This window comes from Aliirhizobium smilacinae, assembly GCF_006335145.1.
GTDB classification, from domain to species: Bacteria; Pseudomonadota; Alphaproteobacteria; order Rhizobiales; family Rhizobiaceae; genus Neorhizobium; species Neorhizobium smilacinae.
On sequence record NZ_VDMN01000002.1, the window covers coordinates 311602 to 336350 of the forward strand.

General features: G+C 58.7%; 17 protein-coding genes. 8 read left to right on the forward strand and 9 right to left on the reverse strand.

Annotated elements, in window-relative coordinates; all coding sequences use genetic code 11:
• Nucleotides 1–34 precede the first annotated feature (34 nt).
• From FHP24_RS12325 to FHP24_RS12335, 3 genes are all read left to right on the forward strand, one after another.
• Nucleotides 35–739 carry a response regulator transcription factor gene (locus tag FHP24_RS12325; protein ID WP_139676492.1) on the forward strand — a complete coding sequence of 235 codons (705 nt, stop codon included), beginning with the start codon at nt 35–37 and terminating at the stop codon, nt 737–739.
• A gap of 1 nt (nt 740) precedes the next feature.
• Nucleotides 741–1748, forward strand: coding sequence for a sensor histidine kinase (locus FHP24_RS12330; protein ID WP_139676493.1), 1008 nt, complete (start codon nt 741–743; stop codon nt 1746–1748).
• A gap of 206 nt (nt 1749–1954) precedes the next feature.
• Nucleotides 1955–3787, forward strand: a complete 1833-nt coding sequence (locus FHP24_RS12335; RefSeq protein ID WP_139676494.1) for a putative bifunctional diguanylate cyclase/phosphodiesterase — start codon at nt 1955–1957, stop codon at nt 3785–3787.
• Nucleotides 3788–3984: 197 nt separating this feature from the next.
• Here the strand turns inward: FHP24_RS12335 and FHP24_RS12340 are convergent, their stop codons facing one another.
• The 7 genes from FHP24_RS12340 to FHP24_RS12370 all read right to left on the reverse strand — a co-directional run bounded on the left by FHP24_RS12340 (nt 3985) and on the right by FHP24_RS12370 (nt 11937).
• Nucleotides 3985–4941: an ABC transporter substrate-binding protein gene (locus FHP24_RS12340; RefSeq protein ID WP_139676495.1), complete on the reverse strand. Its 957-nt coding sequence runs from the start codon at nt 4939–4941 to the stop codon at nt 3985–3987.
• The gene (locus FHP24_RS12345) at nt 4938–5909 is read right to left on the reverse strand and encodes a FecCD family ABC transporter permease (RefSeq protein ID WP_246091721.1); all 972 of its coding nucleotides are present in this window, start codon (nt 5907–5909) and stop codon (nt 4938–4940) included. The genes FHP24_RS12340 and FHP24_RS12345 overlap by 4 nt, the downstream gene beginning before the upstream one ends.
• 74 nt (nt 5910–5983) lie before the next feature.
• Nucleotides 5984–7012: a FecCD family ABC transporter permease gene (locus tag FHP24_RS12350; protein WP_139676497.1), complete on the reverse strand. Its 1029-nt coding sequence runs from the start codon at nt 7010–7012 to the stop codon at nt 5984–5986.
• The gene (locus tag FHP24_RS12355) at nt 7005–7838 is read right to left on the reverse strand and encodes an ABC transporter ATP-binding protein (protein ID WP_246091722.1); all 834 of its coding nucleotides are present in this window, start codon (nt 7836–7838) and stop codon (nt 7005–7007) included. Before FHP24_RS12355 ends, FHP24_RS12350 begins: the two co-directional genes overlap by 8 nt.
• 12 nt (nt 7839–7850) lie before the next feature.
• Nucleotides 7851–10253: a TonB-dependent siderophore receptor gene (locus FHP24_RS12360; RefSeq protein WP_180355983.1), complete on the reverse strand. Its 2403-nt coding sequence runs from the start codon at nt 10251–10253 to the stop codon at nt 7851–7853.
• A 159-nt stretch (nt 10254–10412) separates the two neighbouring features.
• Nucleotides 10413–11411 carry a FecR family protein gene (locus FHP24_RS12365; protein ID WP_139676499.1) on the reverse strand — a complete coding sequence of 333 codons (999 nt, stop codon included), beginning with the start codon at nt 11409–11411 and terminating at the stop codon, nt 10413–10415.
• Nucleotides 11412–11445: 34 nt separating this feature from the next.
• Nucleotides 11446–11937, reverse strand: coding sequence for an RNA polymerase sigma factor (locus FHP24_RS12370; RefSeq protein WP_210237828.1), 492 nt, complete (start codon nt 11935–11937; stop codon nt 11446–11448).
• 513 nt (nt 11938–12450) lie between these two features.
• Between FHP24_RS12370 and FHP24_RS12375 the strand changes: the two genes are divergently transcribed.
• Genes FHP24_RS12375 through FHP24_RS12385 form a run of 3 tightly spaced genes read left to right on the forward strand, consistent with a single transcriptional unit; the run spans nt 12451 to nt 16329 of the window.
• Nucleotides 12451–12753, forward strand: a complete 303-nt coding sequence (locus FHP24_RS12375; RefSeq protein WP_139676500.1) for a hypothetical protein — start codon at nt 12451–12453, stop codon at nt 12751–12753.
• Between the two features lie 31 nt (nt 12754–12784).
• Nucleotides 12785–14929, forward strand: coding sequence for a peptidase domain-containing ABC transporter (locus FHP24_RS12380; RefSeq protein ID WP_139676501.1), 2145 nt, complete (start codon nt 12785–12787; stop codon nt 14927–14929).
• Entirely contained in the window at nt 14926–16329 is a 1404-nt protein-coding gene (locus tag FHP24_RS12385; RefSeq protein WP_139676502.1) for an HlyD family type I secretion periplasmic adaptor subunit, read from the forward strand. The genes FHP24_RS12380 and FHP24_RS12385 overlap by 4 nt, the downstream gene beginning before the upstream one ends.
• 152 nt (nt 16330–16481) lie before the next feature.
• Here the strand turns inward: FHP24_RS12385 and FHP24_RS12390 are convergent, their stop codons facing one another.
• Entirely contained in the window at nt 16482–17666 is a 1185-nt protein-coding gene (locus tag FHP24_RS12390) for a GTP-binding protein (protein WP_139676503.1), read from the reverse strand.
• 59 nt (nt 17667–17725) lie between these two features.
• Entirely contained in the window at nt 17726–22240 is a 4515-nt protein-coding gene (locus tag FHP24_RS12395; RefSeq protein ID WP_139676504.1) for a N,N-dimethylformamidase beta subunit family domain-containing protein, read from the reverse strand.
• A gap of 428 nt (nt 22241–22668) precedes the next feature.
• On the opposite strand from FHP24_RS12395, the gene FHP24_RS12400 reads away from it, so the two are divergent.
• Together FHP24_RS12400 and FHP24_RS12405 are read left to right on the forward strand one after the other, a co-directional pair.
• On the forward strand, nt 22669–23463 hold the full coding sequence (locus tag FHP24_RS12400) for a formylglycine-generating enzyme family protein (protein WP_139676505.1): 795 nt from the start codon (nt 22669–22671) through the stop codon (nt 23461–23463).
• Nucleotides 23460–24719, forward strand: coding sequence for a hypothetical protein (locus tag FHP24_RS12405; protein ID WP_139676506.1), 1260 nt, complete (start codon nt 23460–23462; stop codon nt 24717–24719). The genes FHP24_RS12400 and FHP24_RS12405 overlap by 4 nt, the downstream gene beginning before the upstream one ends.
• Nucleotides 24720–24749: the final 30 nt, after the last annotated feature.

Sequence of the window (24749 nt, forward strand, 5' to 3'; positions counted from 1 at the left end):
ATCACCGATACCGTTGAATTTTTCTGGAGACGTCATGCCGTTCCGCATCCTGGTCGTCGATGACGAGTCGAACATCCGCGACGTGATCTGCTTTGCGCTCGAACGGGCCGGCATGGCAACCACAACGGCGGCTAACGGCACGCAAGCCATGATGGCGTTTCGTTCCGGCAAGGCCGATCTGATTGTGCTTGATATCGGCATGCCGGATATGGATGGTCTCGATGTATGTCGTCAAATCCGCAAAACGTCGTCGATCCCGATCCTCTTTCTCTCCGCACGCGATGAAGAAATAGACCGGGTCCTGGGGTTGGAAATCGGCGGCGACGATTATGTCACCAAACCCTTCAGCCCGCGTGAACTCGTTGCACGGGTCAAAACCATTCTAAAACGCAGTGGCGCTGCAGGCGCAAACGAAAGAAGCGAACAGGACCTGACAGCGGGCAGCCTACGTCTGGACCGGGCCGGCCGCTCCGTAACCTTCGGGAGCACATCCATGACGCCGACCGCGCTCGAATTCGCAATTCTCGAGGCTCTGATGATACGCCCGGACATGGTGTTAAGCCGTGAACAATTGATGGTAGCGGCTTATGGACCTGGAACATATGTCGCCGACCGGACGATCGACAGCCATATCCGGAACATCCGGGCAAAATTAGCCGCCATCGGTGCCGACGGAGTCATCACCACAGTTCACGGCGTCGGCTTCAGGCTACATGCCAAAGATGAGCGGAGTAGCTGACATGTCCGCACCGCAAGTGAAACCAAAATGGCGCCCGCCGATGGCGCTTATCGTCTATTCCGTCCTTCTGTCGATCATGGCGCTTCCGATCGTCTGCATCATCTGGTTTCGAGCTACCGACAGTGCGTCTTTGACGACGTCGGCCGAGGTCGCAGCGCTTCTTGCCGTGCTCCTCGTGACCCTGGCAGTGGCCTACGTCCTCAATCGAAACATCGCCGGTCCCGTCAATGCACTGATTGTGCGATCACATGAGATTGCGCATGGCGGACGGGCTGCGATCCAGCCACTCGGCAGTTACGGCACCCTTGAAATCGCCACCTTGTCGCAGAGCTTTCTGGATCTCGCCGGCAAGCTTGTCGATCGCAGCGAATATGTGCGCTCTTTCGCAGCGCATGTATCGCACGAACTCAAATCACCTTTGACCTCGATCCGCGGCGCGGCCGAACTGATGCGCGACGATGACGGCGAGCAGCCCATGACCGACGCCGAGCGCCGACGTTTTCTCGACAACATCATCGCCGATTCAAAGCGGCTGGATTTGTTGCTGGCCAGGCTGAGGGAGCTTGCCTACGCCGAAACTCCGCTCCCCGCGGACAGGATCTGTGCCAACGATGTCTGCAGAATGCTTCGGGAGCGCTTTCCCGGGTTTGCTATCACCGTCTCAGGGCAATCGACGGTTTGCTTTGCACTTCCGATAGAAGCCGCAAATGTGGTATTCGGTAACCTCGCAGAAAACGCCTTCCAGAATGGCGCAACGCGCCTCGATCTTACCGTGGAGACCGACGGACCCTCCGCGAAAATCTTTGTGATCGACGATGGCGACGGGATTTCGGAAGCAAACCGCGAACGCATATTTCAGCCGTTTTTCTCGACCCGGCGCGAGAAGGGCGGAACAGGCATGGGACTCGAAATTGCACGCACGATGCTCGCATCGCATGGGGGTAATATCACGCTGGGAACCTCTTCCCATCAAGGCGCTGAGTTCCTGATCACAGCCCCGATGCCGTGACCACCGGATCAGCTGCGGATGCGGCACCAGAAACAAGGCACATTTTCAAGATCGGTATCGATCACGAGGCCGCCTCCACCGATACGGCAAAGAGATATAGCCGCGTCCAACGTTAGAAAAACGGCAATAATTTAGACTTTAATTATATATGAAACATAGCAGCAATCCGCATCGGATAAACCATGCTCTCGCAAGAGGTGCGGCTGATGACACTGGAACTGCAAAACGCCATTCTCGAAATGATTGCTCGGGGAGAACCCCTTCAAACTACGATTGATCAGCTATGTCGCGCTGTCGAAATTATCGCGCCAGAATCAATTTGCTCGGTTCTGACCGTTGAGGATGGCCGACTGCAAACACTTGCGGGGCCTTCGTTACCCGATCATTTCTCGATGGCAATCAACGGCCTGGAGATAGGGCCAACGGTCGGCTCCTGCGGCACCGCCGCTTTTCTCGGTGAGCCCGTTGTCGTCACCGATATCGCGAATGATCATCGCTGGGAGCTGTTTTGTCACTTGGCTCTGCCGCATGGCCTTAAGGCATGTTGGTCGACCCCAATCCTGAGCGGCGACAACGTCGTCGGGACCTTCGCCTTCTATTTTCGCACCAAACGCGGCCCGACAGTGCGCGAACAGCAGATTGTCGACGCCTGCGTTCATTTGTGTGCGATTGCCATCGAACGTAATCTTCGCGTGATCGAGCGCGAGCGCCTGGGCTTCACCGACTGGCTGACCGGCCTGCCGAACAGGTTGTGTTTTCACCAGCGACTGTCAGAGCTTGCAGCATCCCGGGAACCGTGGGGCATTCTTCTCTTCGATCTCGACAACCTTAAACTTGTGAACGACACATTCGGCCACACTGCCGGGGACGATCTGATAAGGACAGTTGCGCGCAGGGCGTCTTCCGTTGTCGGCGCGCACAAGACCTTTAGATTGGGTGGTGACGAATTCGCAATCATTGTCGGCGCGAGCGGTAAGCATATCGACCTTGAGGCATGTGCGAACAAGATCCTGAAGGCATTGAAACAGACTGCCGAATGCGCTGGCCACGTTGTATTTCCGGCCGCCACCGCCGGCGGATCGAGGAACGACCAGGCATCCTCTCCGGATCTCGTTCTCAAGAATGCCGATATAGCTCTATACCATGCAAAGGAGGAACGCAGAGGCCACTATGTGGAATATTCGACCGGCCTCGGAACCGCCATTACCCGGCGCTTTCGTGCGATAAGAGAGGCCGAGATGGCTTTGCGGCAAGGCCGCATCCACGCCTTTTATCAACCAATCCTTCGCCTCGATACAAGGGAGATCGTCGGTTTTGAAGCACTGTGCCGCATGCAGATTCCGAACGGTGACTTCGTTGCCGCCGCAACGTTTCACGAGGCGACAAAAGATGCCAAAGTTGCCTCCGACCTCACGGAACAAATGCTTGTTCATGTGGCAGCAGATATCAGAAACTGGCTTGATCGAGGACTGCCGCTTCAGCATGTCGGCGTCAATATTTCTGCGGCCGATCTGCATGTAGGCAACCTCGGTGATCGACTGTGCCGCACGTTCGCCGATGCTGGCGTCTCGCTTGAGCACATCATTCTTGAAGTCACGGAATCCGTTTATCTGGGACAGAGAGGCAGCGAGATTGCAGATCAGATCAGAATGCTGAGGGCACGCGGCCTGCGCGTCGCGCTGGACGATTTTGGTACCGGTTTCGCATCGCTCACTCATCTTCTGACCATGCCCGTCGATGTCATCAAGATCGACAAATCATTTGTCGACCGCTTGGGCCCGCTCGAACCAGCCAGTTTCATTGTGGAAGGCATTATCCAGATCGCCCGGAAAATGGGAATCCGCGTCGTTGCCGAGGGAATTGAAGAGGTGAATCAGGCCGAGCGGCTCCTGAATCTCGGATGCAATTTAGGACAGGGATATCTCTTTTCCAAAGCGGTCAACCGTGACGATGCTGCAGTCCTGCTTGAACGTTTTGGGCAGATCGAATCAGCCTCCATAGAGCTCGGGCACGGCCTGTCCTACGCACATCGCCTTTAAACGTTGCCATGATCTTGACGGGATCTGAACCGGCCGGATGGAAGTTCACTGGCGGGTCACGGGCTCCACAAGCAATCAAAGATGCCTTCGCGGTGCGTGGATGACAGATGCCATCAATTTCAAGCACGACAAGGATGCCTACGCGGAATGGGCCAGCATCTGGGGCGATACTTTTGTCAGCTCAGATTTTCTAGTCGTCAGGGCCGCGAGGAAATAATCCCGCTAAGCATGGCGACGGCCATCATCCGTGCGGCGTAGGTGGTGGATTTGGCTTCGTCCCGCGGCAGGAAATAATAGCGACCGTTGCGACACGCGCGAAGGAACCGGCAGTAGTCCGGCATCATTGCCTCCATGCGTTTTTCCGCATCCCTGGCAGTCTCGTTCCGATCGTTGCGGAACGTGTCGAAAATGACGTCCGCATCGAACTCCGGTAACGCTTCCGGACTGAACACGGCGCCGGAATTTTCCGCAATCGTCTCGGTCAATTTCGGAGACGGAAACCCCGCCTCGCGCAGCACAAGTCCCATGCTGCCATAGCTATGCTCAACGCTGATCTTTCCGTCAGATGTGGCGGCGATGACCGAGACCATCGGCGGATTGTCTCCCGCCAGCCTGCGCAGATGCTCTACCTGTGCCGCATAGCGTCGGCGAAGGATCTTGAGCGCATCCTGCCGTCCCGTCAGTTCGGCCAGAATGTCGTAAACACCATCCGGTCCGCGCCGGATATCGTCGATGACAATGGCTGGTGCGATGGCCTGTAACTGTTCTGCCGGTGTCGGCCGTCCCTTCAGCGTCACGATGAGATCCGGCTTGAGCGACGCTACACGCTCAACGTCGATCGGCTGCAGGCCCAGAAAGGCCATTCCGGTATTGTCGAAATCAAGTCCCGTCAGTGTCAGGCTGGATCGCAGGAAATGGCGGCCATCCCGACTGAGGCGACCGAGGCTGGCAATCGGAATCACGCCCAGTTCAAGCAGCGGAACGGTGAGATCCGCATCGTCCAGCGATATGATCCGTAATGGTCTGTCGGGAACGTCGACGATCCGCCCCGCATCGTCGGTGATGGATCGTCCCGACACGGACGACACAGACAGAAAGAAGCTGGCCATCATCAACGCGGCACAGACCACGGCTTGACCACGCGACGAGATCATAATGCGTCCCTTCTCTGCCACATCAGGCCGACGAAAAACGGCAGGCCCAGAATGGCCATCAGTATCCCTGCAGGGATTTGGATCGGAGCAAAAACAGTACGGCCAATCGTATCTGCGGCAAGGACGAGAAGGCTGCCGAAAACGGCACTGCCGAACAGAAGTGGCATTTGCGACGACCCAAAGCAGAGGCGTGCAAGATGCGGGGCTATGAGGCCGACAAAACCCAACCCTCCCACGACCGATGCGCAGGCGGATGTAAGGAGGACGGAGGAAAAAAGCCGGGCTGCATTCAATTGCCGCAACCGGATGCCAAGCCCGACCGCTGCCATGTCGCCAAGCATGGCAGTATCGGCGGATCGTGTCGTCGCGAACAGGATGGCAAAACCTGCAAGGGTCCATGGCAAGGCAAGCTTCAGATCGAGCCAGGAGGCGGCATGCAGGCTGCCACCAAGCCAGATCATCGCCGTCTGCACTTCGCTGATCGCAGCCATAGTCATGAAAAGCGCGATGACAGATGAAAGCAGCCACGAGACGCCGATACCGATCAGCACGAAACGCAGCCCCGAAACAGAGCGCGCGATACCGATGACAGTGATCGCGACGGCGCCGCCTCCGACAAGGCCGAGCAGCGGCCGCCAGAAGGCCGGTGCCTGTGGAAAGAGCAACAGCATTGCAACGACGGTGATCACGGTCCCTTCCTTGACGCCGATCAGGCCGGGATCCGCCAGACCGTTGCGCGTCGCCGATTGCATCGCGGCACCGGCCGCTCCGAGGGCTGCGCCACAAAGCAAAGCAAGCAGAATGCGAGCAAGGCGCAATTGGCCGATTATGAAGGCAAGCAGCTCATCCTCTCCGGTGCCGATGAGCCAGGCAAAAGCTGCCGTCACCGAGGTCGTCACGCTTCCGATCATCGAAGCTGCGATCGCTCCGGCGAAAACAATGGCCGCCATGGCAAGCAGGACGGCCACTACATAAGGTCGAAAGATCAGGAACGAGGTCCCATTTCCTGCCTTTCGATATCCAGAGTGGAGGTGAGGCTGGTTCATCGGAAATGCCGTGCGACCAGAATGATGAAGAAAAGCGCGCCGACGGCACCGGTAATGACGCCTGTGGCGATCTCGGCGGGTGCAATCAACCGTCGCGCCAGCATGTCGGCGACCAGGAGAAGCACCGGGCCACCAAGCAGGCAGGCCAGGAATTGAAGCCGGATGTTCTCCCCCATGATACGCCTTACAAGATGCGGCACGATCAGGCCGATGAAACCGATCGGGCCGGCCAGCGTCACGGCAGTCCCGCTCAGGATTGCGGCGATCGAAAGTGCGGCAAGGCGGGTTCTTTTGACATTGATGCCCAACCCGCGCGCCACCTCGTCGCCGAGCGCCAGCGCAGAAAGCCGGGGGGCCAGCAAAAAAGCGGCCACCGTACCGGCCACGCTCACGGGAGCGGTGATAGCGAGATTGTCGCTCGACCGCCCCGCCAGATCACCGGCAAGCCAGAGCCTCAGATCCTGCAGCGCCTGATCGTCGATCAGGAGAAGCGCCGAGGTCACCGATGCTGCGAAGGCAGACACGATGACGCCGCTCAGCGTGACCTTCAGGGGAGTCGCACCGGAGCGGCCGATACCGGACAGGGCAAGCACGATGGCGAAGGATGCGAAGGCGCCGAGGGCGGCAATCGCCGGCCGGGTCAGCCCGGCAACGTCGAGACCGGCGGCCGATGTGGCGACCACCGCCAGCGCCGCGCCCGCATTCAGGCCAAGAAGTTGCGGTTCGGCCAACGGATTGCGGATCACCGCCTGCATCAGCGCACCGGTCAGCGCCAGCGCTCCACCGACGAGAATCGCAGCAATGAGGCGCGGCAGGCGAAATAGGAACAGCGCTTGATGATCGAAATCTGTCGGGTCATAGGCGGTGAAAGCGGTCAGGATCGTATTGCTGGAAATCGGCCGCGCGCCGATGACGAGCGACAGAAGTGCAGCGCAGGCAACGGCGCATAAGAGGCCAGCCAGGACAAGGAGCCTGCCGGTAGAAAAAGTCCGATAGCGTGCTCCAGCAAATGCACTCTCAGCCATGCCGCCCGCCTTCGCCAACATCCGGCAGTTTCGGCACGAAGACCTGTCTCCCGCTTGACGGGTCAACCAATACATCGACGGCTACATCGAACACGGCTTCTATCATCGTTGCCGTGCACACGTCCCGTGTCGCGCCTGCGCCATGCACGACACCCTCGCGGAAGAAGATCATATGGTCGGCATGGGAGGCTGCGAGATTGAGGTCGTGCAGCGCAACGACGATGGTTCGGCCATGCTGGGCACTGAGGATCTTCAGCAGCGCCAGAATCTCAAGCTGATAACGCAGATCGAGTGCCGATGTCGGCTCATCCAGCAGCAGGACAGGTGTTTCCTGTGCCAAAGCCATGGCAATCCAGCAACGCTGGCGCTGCCCGCCGGAAAGCCCGCTCACTGGACGATCGGCAAAGTCGCGTACGCCGGTCATGCCCATGGCGGTATCGATCGCCGCAAGATCGGCTGCACTCCACAGGCCGAGCAGGCCACTATGCGGATATCGGCCGCGCGAGACGAGTTCGAAGACGGTGATCCCTTCCGGCAAGGGCGGCGATTGCGGCAGGATCGCCAGCCTGCGGGCAACCGCCTTGGTCGGTTGGCTCAGGATCGGTCGGCCGTCCAGTTCCACAGAACCGGAGGACGGAGAGAGAAACCTGGCAAGTGCCGCAAGCAATGTGGATTTTCCCGATCCGTTCGGCCCGACAAGCGCCGTCAGCTTGCCGGGCGAAATCGCAGCACTGACCCGTTTGAGTATCTCCGTCTTTCCATAGGAGAACGTCACGTCTCGTGCGCTGAGCGTAACCGGCAAGACAGGCGTCTGATGACCGTGCAATATGATCTTCCCCTAGAAGGTCGAGGAAAGCTTGAATGTCACGGCGCGGGGTTCGCCATAATAGTTCTGGCGCCTGGCGTTCCAGATCGACTGGTAATAACTTTTGTCGAAAATGTTGCTGACGGTCAGGCTCGCGCGAAGATGTTCGTTGAACTTGTAAGCGAGTTGCAGATCGGCGACGGCATAGCCTCCCTGACTGAAACGGGTATCGCCATCCATGTAATAGACGCCGCTGAAGGCCCGGATACCGCCGCCGATGCTCAGCCCCTCAAGCTTTCCCGTATCGAACGTATACTTGTTCCACAGGCGCAATGAATGCCTCGGAGACCGGGGCTCGAATACCGCATCACCTTTGTCGGCATCATTCAGATAGTTGCTGGCGAGGTAGGTGTAACCAGCCGTCACCTCCCAGGATGGCAGCAACTCGCCGCTGATCTCCGCCTCGATGCCGCGGCTGCGGGCCTTGCCTGTCGCGATCGAAGAGCCCGGATAGTAAATATCCTCGACTGCCCGGTTCTGGTCCTCGATCTGGAAGAGTGCGAGGCTGGCATTGGCCGCACCGTCGAACAGCTCGGTCTTGACGCCGATCTCGTATTGCTTGCCTTCGCGCGGATCGATGACCTGGTTATCGAAGGTGACGGCATCCTGGGGTACGAAGATCGAGGCGTAGGACGCGTAGACCGATGTCGTGTCGGAGATATCGATGATGCCAGCCAGATAGGGCGTGAATTCGCTGTCGATGGAGGCGCTTGAGGTTTCCTCTCCGGTCGCCCGATTGGATGAGCGACTTTCCCACCAGCTCAGGCGCCCGCCGGCGATGATCGTGCCCCATTCCACCGGCTTGATCTGCGCCTGCCCGTAAAGTCCGTATTGGCTGCTCTTCACACCCTCGAACTTGGTGAACGGCATGTCCGGTTCGGGAAAGCTGTAATCCGGATCATAGATGTCGAAGGGAACCTTGGCAGCGCGCCCCTGGTCCATTTCCTCGCTGGACCGGTAATAGTCCGTGCCGACGAGCACTTTCTGCTCCAGACCACCGACATCGAATGGCAGGGCGACCGATGTATCGAAATTGAAGTTGTTTTCCCGATCGATGCGATGCTCCGGTACAAGTTGCGTCATTCCGGTCGCCGGATCGACGGCGCCATCGACCCAGGCCAGCCTGCCGTCGCGAATGCGGTCGAGATAGCTGGTATTGACGTTCAGGATCGCTCCACCATCGAACTCGTGCTGAAGCTTGGCAAAGACGTCGGTCGACTTGGTCTTGCTATGGTTCCAGTCCGCTCCCGCGAAAGTCGAACGCGGAACGTCCAGAAGCCTGCCGTCGGCATAGGCCGGCAAACCACGCGAATTGCGGCCCTCGCTTTCCTGCCAGGTGCCGCCTACCGTCAACGTCGTCTGGTCCGTGATGTCGAAATCCAGCGTTCCGTAGATCAGCTTCCGATCATGATTGACGAGATCGACGAATGAAACTCCCTTGTCCCAGGCGCCGACGATACGCCCGCGTACCCCTCCATCCACGCTAAGCGAGCCACTGACATCGACATCCATACGGCGCCGGTCCCAGGAACCAACCGTAGCGTCGATCTTGATCTGCCGTTCATCGGTAGCCCGCTTGCGAACCAGGTTGACAGTACCGCCAGGCTCGCGCGCACCCTGCAGAATGCCGGCCGGCCCCTTGAGAACCTCGACGCGATCATAAATCGCCGTATCGAAAGTCATGACGTCGGCATTGCTGGAAATCGAACTGCCATCGACTTGAAGACTTGACGCTTCAAAGCCCCTGAACTGAATCTGTGTACGCTCGTTGAGTTCGTCGTTCTTGAGCGTCGTGGCACCATTCGTCGCGGCAACGACGTCTTGCACGCTGGTGAGATTCTGATCATCGATCTGCTGCCGGGTGACGACGGAGACCGAGTTGGGGATTTCACGGAGGTTTCGTTCCATCTTTCCGATGGTCACGGTTTCTGCTCGATAGGAACCGCTTCCTTCCGTCATCGCGGATCCGCTCTGCAGCACGATAGGCTGAAGCGCCGTCGCATCGCCTGTGGTACCTTCTCCGTCGACAGCCGCGGCCGGATCGAAGATCTGTATGGTTCGTTCGTTGCTGAAGCGGTAGGACAGGCCAGTCCCGGAAAGCGCTGCGGAAAGTGCCTGTTCGGCGGTCATCGAGCCGCGAACCGGGTGGGCCTGCACCGTGATGCTGCGTGTTTCCCGGAAGACGACCGAAAAGCCGGTTATGCGCCCGATGTCGTTGACGGTCTGCGGCACCGGCTTGGCCGGGATATCGAACCCGAACTGGCGCGAGACGCTCTGCTCCACCACCTGAGCGATGGCCATTGAACCGCTGCTCATGCCCGTCAAAAACGCCGCCACCAGAACGCCCCGCGTTCCACGCACTCCATATCTCGCCATGCCGATCGACCCCTGCACATTCTTCCCCATTTGCACGAACGACCTGTCGGTGGTCATTCCTGCTACTGAAGCGTTCACGTACAAGAAGGCCAATCACTGAACCCTGACACGTGGATTTTTTTCGAAAATCGATTAACTATATGATTTTACGATGCAAAATTATGGGCCTAGCACCGTGAGACGACTACCCAGGCTATGCATTCCAAACCCGACGCTGGCCTGAAGCGACGAGAGCGCCTCGTCAGTGTCTTCAAGCGAAAAACTTCCGGTAACCAGCTCGTCAGCAAGCGACGATGTTGCGATCACGATGCGCCCCTTGCGATACCGCCCGATCTCCTGAACGACGTCGGCAAGTCGTTTGCGATAGAACGTATATCGTCCGCCGCGCCATGCCAGCGCATCGTCCAGTTCGACCGGCTGGACCGTCGAAATGCCCTTGGGGCCGAAATGAACCTGTTGGCCGGGCTCCAGAACCTTCGGCTCCAATTGCCCATTGGCCGTGACGGAAACCCTGCCATGAGCGAGCGTCACTGAGGCGCCATCGGACAGAAGCCGAACGTCGAAGCCTGTTCCCAGCACGCGGACCTCACCGTTCGCAGCGTCCACGACGAAGGGCACTTTGGAAGGTTCCACTTCAAAAAACGCACCGCCGCGGATCAATCTTACGCGACGCTCGCCCGCTACAGACGTGTCCGCCAGCGCACTGTCTGCATCGAGAAGGACCGAGGATCCGTCCGCGAGCATGACACTGCGCCTTTCCCCGCGTTCTGTTATGTAATCCGCACCAAAGTCCTCGATCAGGCCCGGTCGTTCCAGCCATACGGCACCCGATAGGAGCACAGCCATCACGATCGCCAGCGCCCCGAGCCGCTTGGTCGTCTTGCGATCGCGCTTGGCCCGGTCCATTGCCTCAAGGTAGCCCGACAACTCGTCTGCCTCCTGCTCGGCCAACCGCTGTCCCGGACTTTCCATTGCATGCCAGAGCGCCTCGACGGAGCGGTAAGCCTCGAAATGCGCGGGGTCCGCCTGCAACCATCTTTCGAACTCGGCCTGTCGCGCCGCAGTCGGTTCTGCCAGCAACGCGATGAACCATTCCCTAGCAGTTTCGCGAGGGTCCTTGTGCGTTCTCCCGCGGGACTGACCTTCAATCGGGTTCATGGCTTACCAGAAGTCCACCGTTGGGTTCCACCGGTCAGGCGACGCGCTCGCAGGCGGCGACGGCCCGTGCCATGTGCTTGGCCACCGCCCGTTGCGAGATGCCGAGGACCCCGGCGATCTCGGAAAAACTCCTACCGTGGATCCGATTCAAAAGGAAGATGTGCCGCGTTTGCTTGGGCAACGCAGCCAAGGCGTCATCAATGCTGCGAATGGACTGCCGGGCCGCTAATACCTCATCCGGAGAAGATGGCGTCGATGTATATTGCTCCGGCAGAATTCGGCTGAAAAACTCATGGCGCCGCCGTTCGGCACGGACATGATCGATCGCCGCGTTGCGCGCGCACCGGGTAAGATAGGCGGCTTCGAGCCCGCTGCGCTCGGTTGCCCTTTCCCAGAGTCGAAGAAAGATATCGTGAACCAGATCGCACGCCGTCGATCGGCATCCTACACGCCGCCAGATCTGCCGTTCGAGCCTGGCATGTTCGGCTGCGTATAATGCAGCAACTTGATCTGTCGTTATACTCATTATGAAAATCGACACTCTGAAAAAGGGATTAAGGATTGCTACGAAAGTCGCGGAAGTGACGCAACCTCTACAATTTAGACAAACTCCGCCGAGAGTTTTCCCGCTCTCTAAATCCTTCCTTATATCCTCATGTTTTTTCAGTAAAAATCGGGATATGCTGGTTTCAGACTCCGCTCTCGGCACGCATATTCAGTGCTGTACCGATGCACGCTTTTCGGCGAGCGTTGCCAAGATGCGACAGAGAACGACTGGCTCGATGAGAAATGCCCCGAACTCGTGAACGCTCACGATTGCGCCTGACGGTGCCAGGTACCCCATACAAATGTTCGCCACCGACACACTTGCCACCTGCAGGATCTCCGTCTTTCGGTTGATGCGCACCCATCACATTTGAGGTGTGCGGCGAACCAGGCCATCCTAATTGCTGACGTCCGCCTGCGGGATTTATCGGGCAGGATGATGAGGCCGCAACGGTGCCGGCAAATCTACAATTGTCATAAGATGAGGATTGAGATGACGGACGAGTTGTATTGCGACGGCATCAGCGAGATCACCGTAACGGGTCCAATCGTCCGTTTGGACATGACGTCCCTTTCTCCCAGCAAACGCGACAGCAACGGAAACCCGGAACCGGTTCTCCGCCAGCGGGTCATCATGCCGATAGAAGCTTTCGCCAATTCCGTCGATCTCATGCAGAAGGCCTTGACCGGGCTGGTCGAGGCCGGTGCCTTGCGGCGGAATTCTCCCGTGACGCCTGCGGGCGATGGCGCTCTTCTTGAGCCGCCGTCGGCAAATACATCGCCGAACTTTAATTGACGGCAAATCGCAAAAGGCCCCGACTGAAGCCATGAGCGAGCTCATACACACCAACCTTCACTGTCTTTGCTTGGTCGGCCGCCATCATGGGGTCGACCTTTCACCTGAACGACTGCAGCATGACTACGACGTGGGAGACGCACCGATATCGACACGCCAGCTGCTTCTGATGGCGAAGGATGCGGGCCTGCGTGCACGCAGTTTGAATCTGAATTGGCATTCACTCTTCAAACTCGGCGAAGCCTACCCGGTGCTTGCCGAGCTGGAAAACGGCAACTGGATCGTGATCGCAGGCGCATATGCGATAGACGGCGTCGAGACCATACGGGTTCTCGATCCGCTTGCCCAACGGCCGGAATCCCTCATCTTGACCGAGGACCAGTTCTCGATCCGCTGGCGCGGCAGCGTCGTCCTGATCAAGCGCGGATACAGGATCATGGACGACGACCAGCCGTTCGGGCTTCGCTGGTTCGTCCCGGATATCATTCGCCAGCGCAGTCTTTTTCGCGATGTCGGCTTGGCGGCCATTATCCTCTATGGGCTGGGCCTTGCAACCCCACTGTTCTTTCAGCTCGTGATCGACAAGGTTCTGGTTCACCAGAGCTATGCGACACTGGCGGTGCTGACGGTGGGAATTGCGATCGCGCTGGTTTTCGACGCGATCTTCACCTTTCTGCGCCGCTATATCCTTCTTTACGCGACGAACAGGATAGATATCCGGGTCGCGACCAGAACCTTCGGCCATTTGCTGTTTTTGCCGATTGCCCTCTTCGAGCAGGCGTCGGCGGGCGTGTTGGTAAAACATATGCAGCAGACTGGCCGAATTCGCGAATTCCTGACCGGTCGCCTGTTCCTGACGCTACTGGACGGACTGTCGCTGCTGGTCTTCGTGCCCATCCTTTTCCTCTACAGCGTCAAGCTGACACTTGTTGTTCTGGGCTTCACGGCTCTTGTCGCGCTTGTCGTGGCCTTGCTGGTCGGGCCGTTTCAACGACGGCTCCAGGCGCTTTATCAAGCGGAAGGAGAACGCCAGGCCCTTCTGGTAGAAACCGTGCACGGAATGCGGACAGTGAAATCGCTGGCCCTCGAGCCGCGTCAAAGGAAGGTGTGGGACGACCAGTCGGCGCGGTCCATCTCCGTCCGCTTCCATGTCGACAAGATCTCCACGGCTGCCCAGGCGCTGACGGGGCTCCTGGAAAAGCTGATGAGTGTCGCCATCATCGGGCTCGGGGCGCTGGCCGTGTTCGACAACGCAATGACGATCGGCGCCCTTGTGGCGTTCAACATGCTGGCGGGTCGGGTTTCGGGGCCCCTGCTGCAGATCGTTACCATGGTGCATGAATACCAAGAGGTCGCTTTATCTGTGCGCATGCTCGGAGAGATCATGAACCAGCGACCGGAACAGTTCGGCCGCGGCAGAGGCATCAGCCCCGCTCTCACCGGCCGCATTGAATTTGACAAAATCTCGTTCCGCTACGGGCCGGATGGCGCGCCGGCGCTCGACGATGTCACCTTTACTATTCCGGCCGGCTCCCTGTTCGGCATCGTGGGTAGAAGCGGTTCAGGCAAGACGACCGTAACCCGGCTCATCCAGGGTCTCTACCAGAACCAGCAGGGCATCATTCGCGTTGACGGTTATGACAGTCGCGAGATTGATCTCGTGCATTTGCGGACGAATATAGGCGTCGTGCTGCAGGACAATTTCCTCTTCCGCGGAACCGTGCGGGACAATATCGCGGCCACCAAGCCGGGCGCAACAATCGAAGAGATCATCGCGGCGGCCCAACTGGCCGGTGCGGAAGAGTTCATCGAACGTTTGCCGCGGGGCTTCGACACGATGCTGGAGGAAAATGCCAGCAACCTTTCCGGCGGCCAGAGGCAGCGTCTTGCCATCGCCCGCGCCCTGATCACCGATCCCAAACTGCTTATCCTCGACGAGGCAACCAGCGCTCTCGATCCCGACAGCGAAGCGATCATCAGGCAAAACCTGAGCAAGATCGCCGCAGGTCGTACGGTTATCATCGTTTCACACCGTCTTTCGACGTTGGTCGATGCCGACGCGATCCTCGTGCTGGAACGAGGCAAGATTGCCGATATCGGCCCGCATGATCAGCTCGTATCCCGCTGCATGACCTATCGTCACCTGTGGGCACAGCAGATGAGGCAAGTGGCATGACGCCGGCGCCTCAGGGCGAAAACTTGCCCGTTCCCATTTCGAAGCGCGGATCTGCCCTCGTATCGAAGCAGCAGCTTTCGGCAGTGATCATCGACTTCCAGTCGGATGCCGTCGAGCTCGAAGAACGACCGCCGCCGCGGGTAGCGAAGGTGACGCTCTATGCGCTTTCGACACTTATTGGTGCCATAATCCTCTGGACTTCCGTATCGGAAGTCGATGAGGTCGTTGTCGCAACGGGCAAGCTTGTCACGAGCCAGCCCACCATGGTTGTCCAGCCATTGGAAACCTCCATCATCCGCACTCTCGACGTCACCGTCGGCGAGATCGTTCATGCCGGCCAAAATCTTGCGACGCTTGACCCGACTTTTAGCGAGGCCGACGTGGTCCAGCAGCGATCGAGGCTCAACGCATTCGATGCGCAGGTGAAACGGCTCGAAGCAGAAATGGCGGGGCGAGATTATCCGGCACTGGCCGGCACTTCGTCCGACGAGCAGCTCCAAGCCGCACTCTTTCGACAGAGGGATGCCTATCATCGTGCGCAGGTGCAGAATTACGACTCGCAAATTGCGGGTCAGTCGGCAACGATTTCCGCCGGCAATGACCAGGCCAGGATACTTCAGGGCCGATTGGACACGCTGGGCCAGATCGAGACCACCCGTGAGGGTCTTTACCGCAGAGACGCCGGCTCGCTGCTTCTGCTTCTCGTCGCGAGAGACGCGCGTCTCGATGTCGATGCCGATCTAGCGGCCATTCGCGGCAAGAGCGCTGAAGCGGAGCACGCGCTGAAAAAGCTGACGGCAGAAAAACAGGCGTTTCTGGAGGACTTTCGCAGGGCGACAATGGAACAGCTCGTCGAACTGCGCGATCAGCGCGATACGGCGACCGAGGAACTCAAAAAGATGGAATTGCGGCGCATGATGGTGACCCTCAAGGCGCCGGCTGATGCGGTGGTACTCGATCTTGCCCAGCGCTCGGTCGGCTCAGTCGTACGCGACGCCGAACCGATCGTGACCTTGGTGCCCCTCGATGTTCCGCTGGAAGCCGAGGTATCGGTCAGTTCCCTCGACATCGCCCGCATCGCCGACGGCATGGATGTCCGCATCAAGCTGGATGCCTATCCGTTCCAGAAATTCGGCACCGCTTCCGGCAGCGTCAAGGTTATCAGCAGAGATACGTTCGAACCGACCCAGCAGGAGGTAACGGCAGGGCGGTCTCCCCTGCCATTCTTCAGGGCCCGGGTCGCTCTCAACGACACCCGCCTTCGCGCACCGGAGGAAGCCGTCAGGTTGCTACCTGGCATGACCGTCTCTGCCGAAATCAAAGTAGGACGTCGCACCATTATTTCGTATATTCTGTATCCGCTGATCAAAGGCCTCGATAGTGCCCTGCGCGAGCCGTAACGCCTCGCTGCCTCGGCTTAAAAAATGCGAAAGAGATGGGCAGCAGCATACCTGATGCGACCTACCGATGCGTCGCTTGCCTTTGCTGTTATCCCGAATGCAGATAGAAAATAACGATTGTAGTTCGCCGGGCAAACAGGAAACAGACATTTCTACCAAGCAGGAAACGGGTCCTTGAGATTGCCCCAGCCGCGCGGATTAGAGCTGGCCAGACATCCGTCCAATCCGGCTCGTATGCCGGTCTCATCCATATCCACACCGATAAACACGAGTTCCTGACGGCGATCGCCCCATGCATTGTCCCACCAGCTTTCTACATGCTGACGAAACTGCTGATGGCTTGGCCAGTCCTGCCGGGGAACGGCCGCCCACCAGAGCCCCATGGGCTCGCAGCGGCGCTGCACCCCGGCGACTGACATTAACCCGACGTGACGCGGACGCGTCGCAAGCCAGAAATGGCCTTTGGCGCGAATGACGCCGGGCCACGTCTCGTCCAGAAACGCCCTGAATTTTTCCGGATCGAACGGACGCCTGGTGCGATAGACGAAGCTCGAAATCCCGTATTCATCGGTCTCGGGTACATGGTCGCCCGGGCTGTACAGCTCCTTGTGCCATAACGGATGGGCCGCAGCCTTCTCTTCATCGAAGAGACCGGTATTGAGAATGGTCGCCAGAGCGACCTCGCCGAAGTCGACCTCCACCTGGCGTGCATCAGGATTGAGCGCAGCAACTGTCTTCCTGACCTCTGCCCGGATCTCTTCGGTCACGTCAGAGATCTTGTTGATCACGACGATATCGGCAAACTCGATCTGATCGACCAGCAGATCGATCAGTGTCCGCTGGTCCTCGCTGTCGCGCTCCAGGCCACGGTCACGGAGCAGGTCGGCGCTGCTGTAATCGGCAAAAAGGCTGGCAGCATCGACAACGGTCACCATCGTGTCGAGTTTGGCGAAGTCGGAAAGTGAACTGCCGTTCTCGTCCCGGAAGGAAAACGTCGCCGCGATCGGGCGCGGTTCCGCAATGCCGGTTCCTTCGATCAGAAGATAGTCGTATCGCCTCTCTTCGGCCAGGTGCCGCACCTCCGCCAGAAGATCTTCACGCAAGGTGCAACATATGCAGCCATTGCTGAGCTCAACCAGCGTCTCCGTCGTATGCGAGAGGTTGCAGTTGCCGTTGCGAATGAGGCTGGCGTCTATGCTCACCTCGCTCATATCGTTGACGATGACGGCGACCCGCAGCCCCTCGCGATTGGTGAGCACATGACTGAGGAGCGTCGTCTTGCCTGCTCCGAGAAACCCAGCGAGCACGGTCACCGGCAGCCGGTCGTCCCTGCTCATCGGAGGTGTTTGCGCGGTATCGGCTTCGTGCTGCACCCTGCTCTGCCCCATTTGATGCGTTACGCGGCGAGCTGCGGCCGGAAGACGACATCGGCCCAATAATTTGATGAGTCATAGGTACTATTCGGGAAAACGCCCAGGGCGGCGGATCCGCCATAGGCATAGACGCCATTGCCACCGGCAGCGGCACTCGAAAGCGCCGTCAATGGGCCGCCGGTGATGGAACTGCCGAAAAAGCCATCGGTCGCCACGTAGGTGCCGGTCGTGTGGTAGGATGCGACATAGGTAGTGTTGGCTGCGATCGTATAAGGCGTCGCGAGGTTTACGGTCTGCCAGCCGGTTGCCGCGGTGTTGGTAAAGGTGGCGGTCGCCAGCCTCGTGCCTGTCGCGGACCACAGGTCCACGACGTTCTGCCCCGTATCACCAGGGCTGCGATAAAACTTGATGCCGGTAATCTGTCCGACGGCACTCGACTGGAATTTGACGCCGAGCCCGAGTTGCTGACCATCATTGAGGCCGGTGTCGGCCGGTATTGCCGAGGCGGAGAACAGGCTGTAGGTGGTGGGCTGCTGCGTCGTCGATGTGACGATGTTGAAGTTTTCGCTGGCGGCAAGGCCGCCAATGTCGGTTCCGGCGACCCTGATGCTATAGGTGCTGGCTACCGTCGGCGTGCCACTGAACGTGCGGGTTGCGCCATTGAAACTCAGCCAGCCCGGCAGCGCCGACCCATCAGCCGCTGTTGCGGTGTAGGTGAGCGTGTCGCCACTGTCGACATCAGTGAAGGTATTGGCCGGTAGGACGAAGGAATAGGCCGAGCCGATCGTGGCATTCTGGTTGGCGGTCTGGGCTGCAAGCACCGGTGCGTCGTTGGCACCGCGAATGGTGACGGTGAGGTTGGCCACGGCAGTGGCACCGGCAGTGTCGCGCATCGTGTAACTGAAGACGTCGCTCAAAGTGGTGGTCGACAGCCGCAGCGCCTGCACGGAGGCATTGTTCTCGTTGATCGTGTAGGTATAGGTGCCGGCCGCATTGAGCACGAGGCTGCCATAGGTTCCGGTCAGGGCGGTTCCGAGTGTACCGGTGGTGGTGCCGAAACGTACCGCCGTGACGGTCTTGGTATCGCCGGCATCAGGATCGGTATCATTGGTGAGCACGTTGCCGGTGGCATTCGCGCCGCCCGAACCATTGGCGACACCGCCCTTTTCGGTCGCCTCGCCCGCGTCGGCAACTGCAGTCGGCGCTGTATTACCGGGCGTCGCCGTCGACGGATTGAACATCACGTCGACCCAGTAGTTCGTCGCTTGATAGGTCTGCGTTGGAGCCACGTTGCCGCTGCCGTAAACGTAGACGCCGTTGTTGGTACCCGGCGCCGTCAACGAGCCGCTCGTTATATTCGACGTGAAGTAGTTGGTGGTCGCCGAATAGTTTCCGGCATTGGTGTGATAGGAGGCGGTGTAGATCTGACCCGACGTCAGCGTCACGGGACTGGAGAAATTGGCCGTCTGCCAGCCACTCGCGCTTTCGTTGTTAAAGGTAAGGGTCGCCATTCGCGTCCCGGCGCTGTTCCATAGTGATCCGGTATGTGTACCGGTGTCCTGGCTGCCCTTGTAGAACCGAATGCCACTGATCGTGCCGGCCACCGAGGTCTGGAAACGGACCCCGAGTTCGACCGGCGACGTATCGGCGGTGTTGACGACGGCTGGTGTAGCCGAGGCAGAAAACAGCGAGGTGTAGCTCTGTCCGCTGACCGTAACGGTGCGCCCCGCCGCCGGCGTTTCAAGATTGATGCTGTCGTCCACCGCACGAGACCGGATGGTAAAGGTTCCGGCCGTCAGCGGCGTCCAGGAATATGTCCAGTTCTCGTCGCCTGTTGCTGGATGCCAGCTGGCGCCATTGTCGGTGGATACTTCAACACCGGCGATTACACCGCCACCGGTATCGGTGGCAGTGCCAGTCAGGGTGACGGCAGCTCCGATTACCAGATTGGTGGGTGCGTTGATGACCGAAGTGGGGGCCGTCTGGTCGCTGGACGCAGTGCCCGCGATCAGCCCCGATTGCAGCGTGCCAGGTTGAATGCCCATATCGGCCATGAGGTTGACCATTGCCTGCTGCACGCGCGGATCCGTGGGCGTCACTTCCTTGTCGTGATTGTCGCTCAATCCCCAGGACCAGTAGACCGTACCTGCGCCGAATACCAGCGCCCCGCTCGGCGCCCGATAGAGCGTCAGGTTATGGGTCGCGACGCCACTGCCGGTCGTGTTGCCGTAGTCGAGCAGATAGGTGCCAACCGGAAGCGTCGTTGACGACAATTTAACAAGCCCGGCGGGGTCAAAACCGTTATCGACCGCCTCGTCCCATTCATAGCCGAGATAGTTTTTGGTCAGCGTTGCCGTCTGGCCCGGCTGGAGATTGGCGACACTCGTATTGCGCCAGACGCGCAGGTTGGCATCGTCATAGGGGATGGTGATCGACCCAAGATTGGTACCGACATCGTCCACCTTGAACAATTGCCCTGTAAGCGAGTTCTCCGGACTTCCGCCACCAATGGCGGGCGGGCTCTGGCGCGGATCGCGAAACGTTCCGGTCCACTCGTTCGAGGGATCTATGCTGCTGCCGGGTGCCCAGGTCTCCTTGTAGGAGATCAGCGTACGATAGGGTGTCGCGTCACTGCTGTAGCTGTTACCCCAGCGGGTACGCCAATAGACCTCGTTGCCGCTCCAGAATTGCAGGTTCACGCCGGCATCGCGGGCCGCCTCGACATTGGCCCGCTGCTGCCCGGACCAATATTCGTCGTGCCCGACATCGAGATACATCTTGTGATTGAGAAGCAGGTTTCCATAACGATCGGCATCGACGCCCGCCATGTAGGACACGTCGTAGCCGTTCTGTTCCAGCCAATAGATGCCGGCATACTCTGCCCCGAACAGATAATCCTGGGGACCGGCGAATGTGCCGACCCCGCCGCGGGTCGCGATCGGCCTGTTGTAGCTGACTGCATAGGCTCGTCCGGCACCCTGCCCCGTGGCAGGACCGTTTCCACCGTAGAAGTTTGCTCCACCCCAGCCATTATAGGCCTGCCAGGTCTGGTCGGCGGTCTGGAAGACGATGTCACTGCGGCTGGAATCATCGCGCACGATGAACGGAATGTGGTTCTCTCCGAACGTGCCATCCTGGCGCACGAGCTTGGCGACATAGACGCCGGAAACGGCATCGTTGGGCACGGCCCAAGAAGCAGAAACTGACCAGTTTCCGGCGTCCACCGTGCCGGTCGCAGCATTGCGGAGCGCTGTCGGCTGCGTCTGCAACCCCGTACGCTGGAGCGTATCGACCTTGCGAGCGCCCATTCCACCGTAATAACCAAGCCGGTAGATATCGATCCGATAGTTCGTCGAATTCGTGTTTATCTTGAAATTGATTGTGTTGCCGTTGTCGACGCTGATATCGGTTGCAAATCCCTCGATGTTGGTGCTGCCAGAACCGTCGATACCCCACTCGCTTTCTGGATTGCCCTGCAGTTGGTTCTCCAGCACGATCGGGTTGATGGCGGTGACCGCCGCAGGGGTGCCCGGTCTTCCTGCGGTGACTGTCGTGACTGACCCGCCGAGATAACCAATGCCTTTGGTGTTGGTTCGACCTGTTCCCGTCTCCCCGCCGCCCGGCAACGATCCGGTCCAGACCTTCGATTGGGTCCCACTGGCAGTCCCTCGCCAGTCTAAGGCCGATGACAGGTCGCGATTGAGCAGGGGATCGCTGATGGAGGCCCCCATGATCGACCTGGATGTCGCCACATGGTCCGAAGCCTGGGTCAGCCGGGTACCGGGCAGTTGACCGTCCTCCCGCAGTATTCCTCCCTTCTGCGCCCAGTCGAGCATCCGTGTAGGCGACGTGAGATAGCCGCATCCGCAGACACCGAACGGCATGCCAACGGCTAATGAATTAACTCCGCCAAGATGCGCGGCCGCCTGCGCCGACGGCGTTGAATCGAGAATGACGACATTGCCTGAAGAGGTCGTCTTGCTGGCCGCAACGTTCAAATCCAGCGGTGCCCCTTGGCCTGGCGTTACCGATACCAGGTTCTGTGGCAGATAAGCAGCCAGAGGGTCTTCGGTGATTGGAGCGGTTGCCGTATAGGTGCGATGGAGAACCGATTGCCCCCGGAACGTCGTGCCTGTTGCATTCCGCTGGGACGTGAAATGTTGCGGCACGGCAGCAGACAAGGATGCATCAGCACCACCGCTTATCAGCCTCACTCCATCACTCGGCACAACCGTCTCCGCCGCCGACGTCGCGTAGCCAGTGCCGTCGATATTGATCTCGGCATCAGGGTCGTGGACAAGTGCCGCCCGCTGTTCAGCGGCATCCTCGCTCAGCGTAGAATTGTGGTCGGAATTTTCGACAACTGCGGCATTCTTATTGCCACCTGCGGTCCATACAGATGTCGCAAGCTGACCCTTGTCATCGCGCCTGTCTGCAGGCTTGCGTGGCCTCTCATTTCCACCAATATTCAAATATTTGGGAATTAAAGAATCCACCCAAAGTGAGCTCGAAGCCCACCGGCGAGCGCTGCGATACATGGCATGCCCCTCTCGCGACATTCTAAAATGAAATCCATGAAATTCGTTCCAAGCGACACTTCGGAACTATAGCCGAAAAAGAACGGCCTATATCCTACCCATTCGGACTATAGACGACATACTTTCAGGTGATCTCGGCAGGACGGGCATGCTGCCGTCAGACCGGAAAAATTCTGATTATCAGGAAATCCGCGGCATTCGATGGCACACCCATTCGAGCAAAACAACTCATGATATAATCGATAATATACTTCACATCCGCCATATGACGTAATTCATCGCATGAATTACATTATGTTATTATTCGACACATCGACGATAATTAGCGTCCACGCAGATCAGAGAACGATAAGGGGGATTGGTCTTTGAACCCGACGCCGCGTGGATCCCACATCGGTACTCTTCATTGCTCTGAGAGAAGAATAGATTTGCTCGCAATTGGGCGGATTACACTCGGATTTTTGGTCCTTGAATGCAGCACCTCAGCAGCTGAAACAGTTGAGCACTTTCCGACTATGATCACGGTGCCGGCCGGCAAGTTCGAGATGGGCGGTGATCACGATGACTGGGCTGCCCCCGATGAGCGGGGTAACCGTATTATTCAACTGAGTTCGTTCGCCGCCTCAACGACCGAAATCACGGCATTGCAATATGACACATGTGTTCGCGCCGAGGCCTGTCGGGCACCGTTTGTGAAGGCGCCAGACGATGACCATCCTGTAACCGGTGTGTCATGGCGGGATGCGCAGTCCTATGCCGCCTGGTTGAGCGCGCAGACCGGGCTTCGATACCGCTTACTTTCCGAAGCAGAGTGGGAGCGTATTGCCCGTGCAGGAATGCAGTCCCGTTTTTGGTGGGGCAACGTTTCCGATCATGCATTCGGCAATTTTGGCGACGAGGACTGCTGCCACACGGCAGTCGAAGGTCCGGACACATTCGAAGCCACGGCACCTGTGCGCAGGTTTGAACCTACGCCGGAAGGCTTCCACGATCTCTACGGCAATGTGTGGGAATGGATACAGGACTGCTACGGTGAATATGACCATGCTCCACGGGATGGCTCTGCGCAGGATCCGGCGAATTGCACAGTACGCGTAGTGCGGGGTGGGTCCTACCTGCTTCCTTCGGGGTTTGCCCGAGCGAGCGCGCGTTACAGACTCACGCCCGGTGCACGCAGACCCGATGTCGGCTTTCGCATAGCCATGGATCCAGGCAAGCCATGAAAACGTCCTTGTTAAATCGCGACATTTACGCCTGTTCAGCTTTGCTCTTCGGTTATTCGGCAGTCGTTGCCTTGATGTCTTTGGACCTCAATCCGAGACAATGGGGCGTGCTCGACGCCGAACTGTATCACTTACCTCAAATCAATTGGTTCATGGAGTGGGGTATACAGTTGAACTACCCCGCGTGGTCGGCGACCGGTCCCGGTTTTCACTGGCTGATGGCTGCCTTTGCTCAGCTAACCGGAGCCGAGGCGCTCGACCGGAGTAGCTGGCAGTGCCTTTACGGGCCTGCCTTCCTCACGGCGACCGCGCTTCTTTTCTTTTACGCAGCATTGCGATCCAGCGGCGCATCTCCGTTGCGCACACTGGCATTCGGCTTCCCGCTGATCTCATCGACATATTTCTGGACACCCGCTCTGTACCCGGTAACCGAGTGCCTCTCGATGCTTGGTCTATTTGCGATGGCCTATGCGCTTGCCGCCTCTCCGCGTCAGCCGCTCACGTTCGGTATCGCGGCTGCAGCGTCCACAATCGCGCGACAAAGCTTCCTGAGTACAGCCGGTGCCTTTGCACTCATGACCGTGAGCGAACAATGGCCCAGGATTTTCACCTGGCGGGTGGTTGGCCCGGCAATTCTGACCTTGGGGCCATCCTTGGTAGTTGCAACAGCACTAATACTGCAATGGGGCGGACTGACGCCTCCGGAATGGAAAGAGATGCATGCGGGGTTTTCGCCCGGACCCGTCCTGCATGGATTGGCACTTCTCGGCATCTTCGGCTGGCTATTCCTTCGCAGAGAAGACTTCGCCGACGACGTGAGTACGCTGGCACGGAATATCGCCGTAATAGTCGCATTTTCTCTCGCGCTGTGGTTCGCTCTCCCGGAAGATGGCGGCACGAGACCTCATTCGGTTGTTTGGAAAGTCGCGGCATCGCTGCCAGCGTTTTACGGTCGCCCCCTGTTGACCCTTCCATTGCTGACAATGGGCGTAATCATAGTGTTCGCCTATTGGCGGCGCGGGTGGAGAGATGGATATCGGCTCAGTCCGGAATTATCATTATTCGCTTGTTATTTTGCAGCTCAAGCAGCACAAAAGTTCAGTTTTCAGCGCTACGCGGAGATTCCCGTTCTGCTTCTCCTCTGCCTCGGAATGGCGCGGCTGAAGAATAAGCACCCCCGTCACGATGCTTTTATGATCATGGCTTTCGCGGGCTATTTCGCTCTGACCATCTGGCGTATGACAGGATCTGGATAGAGCGTTTTCAGCCCTCTGCGACGGTCGGAG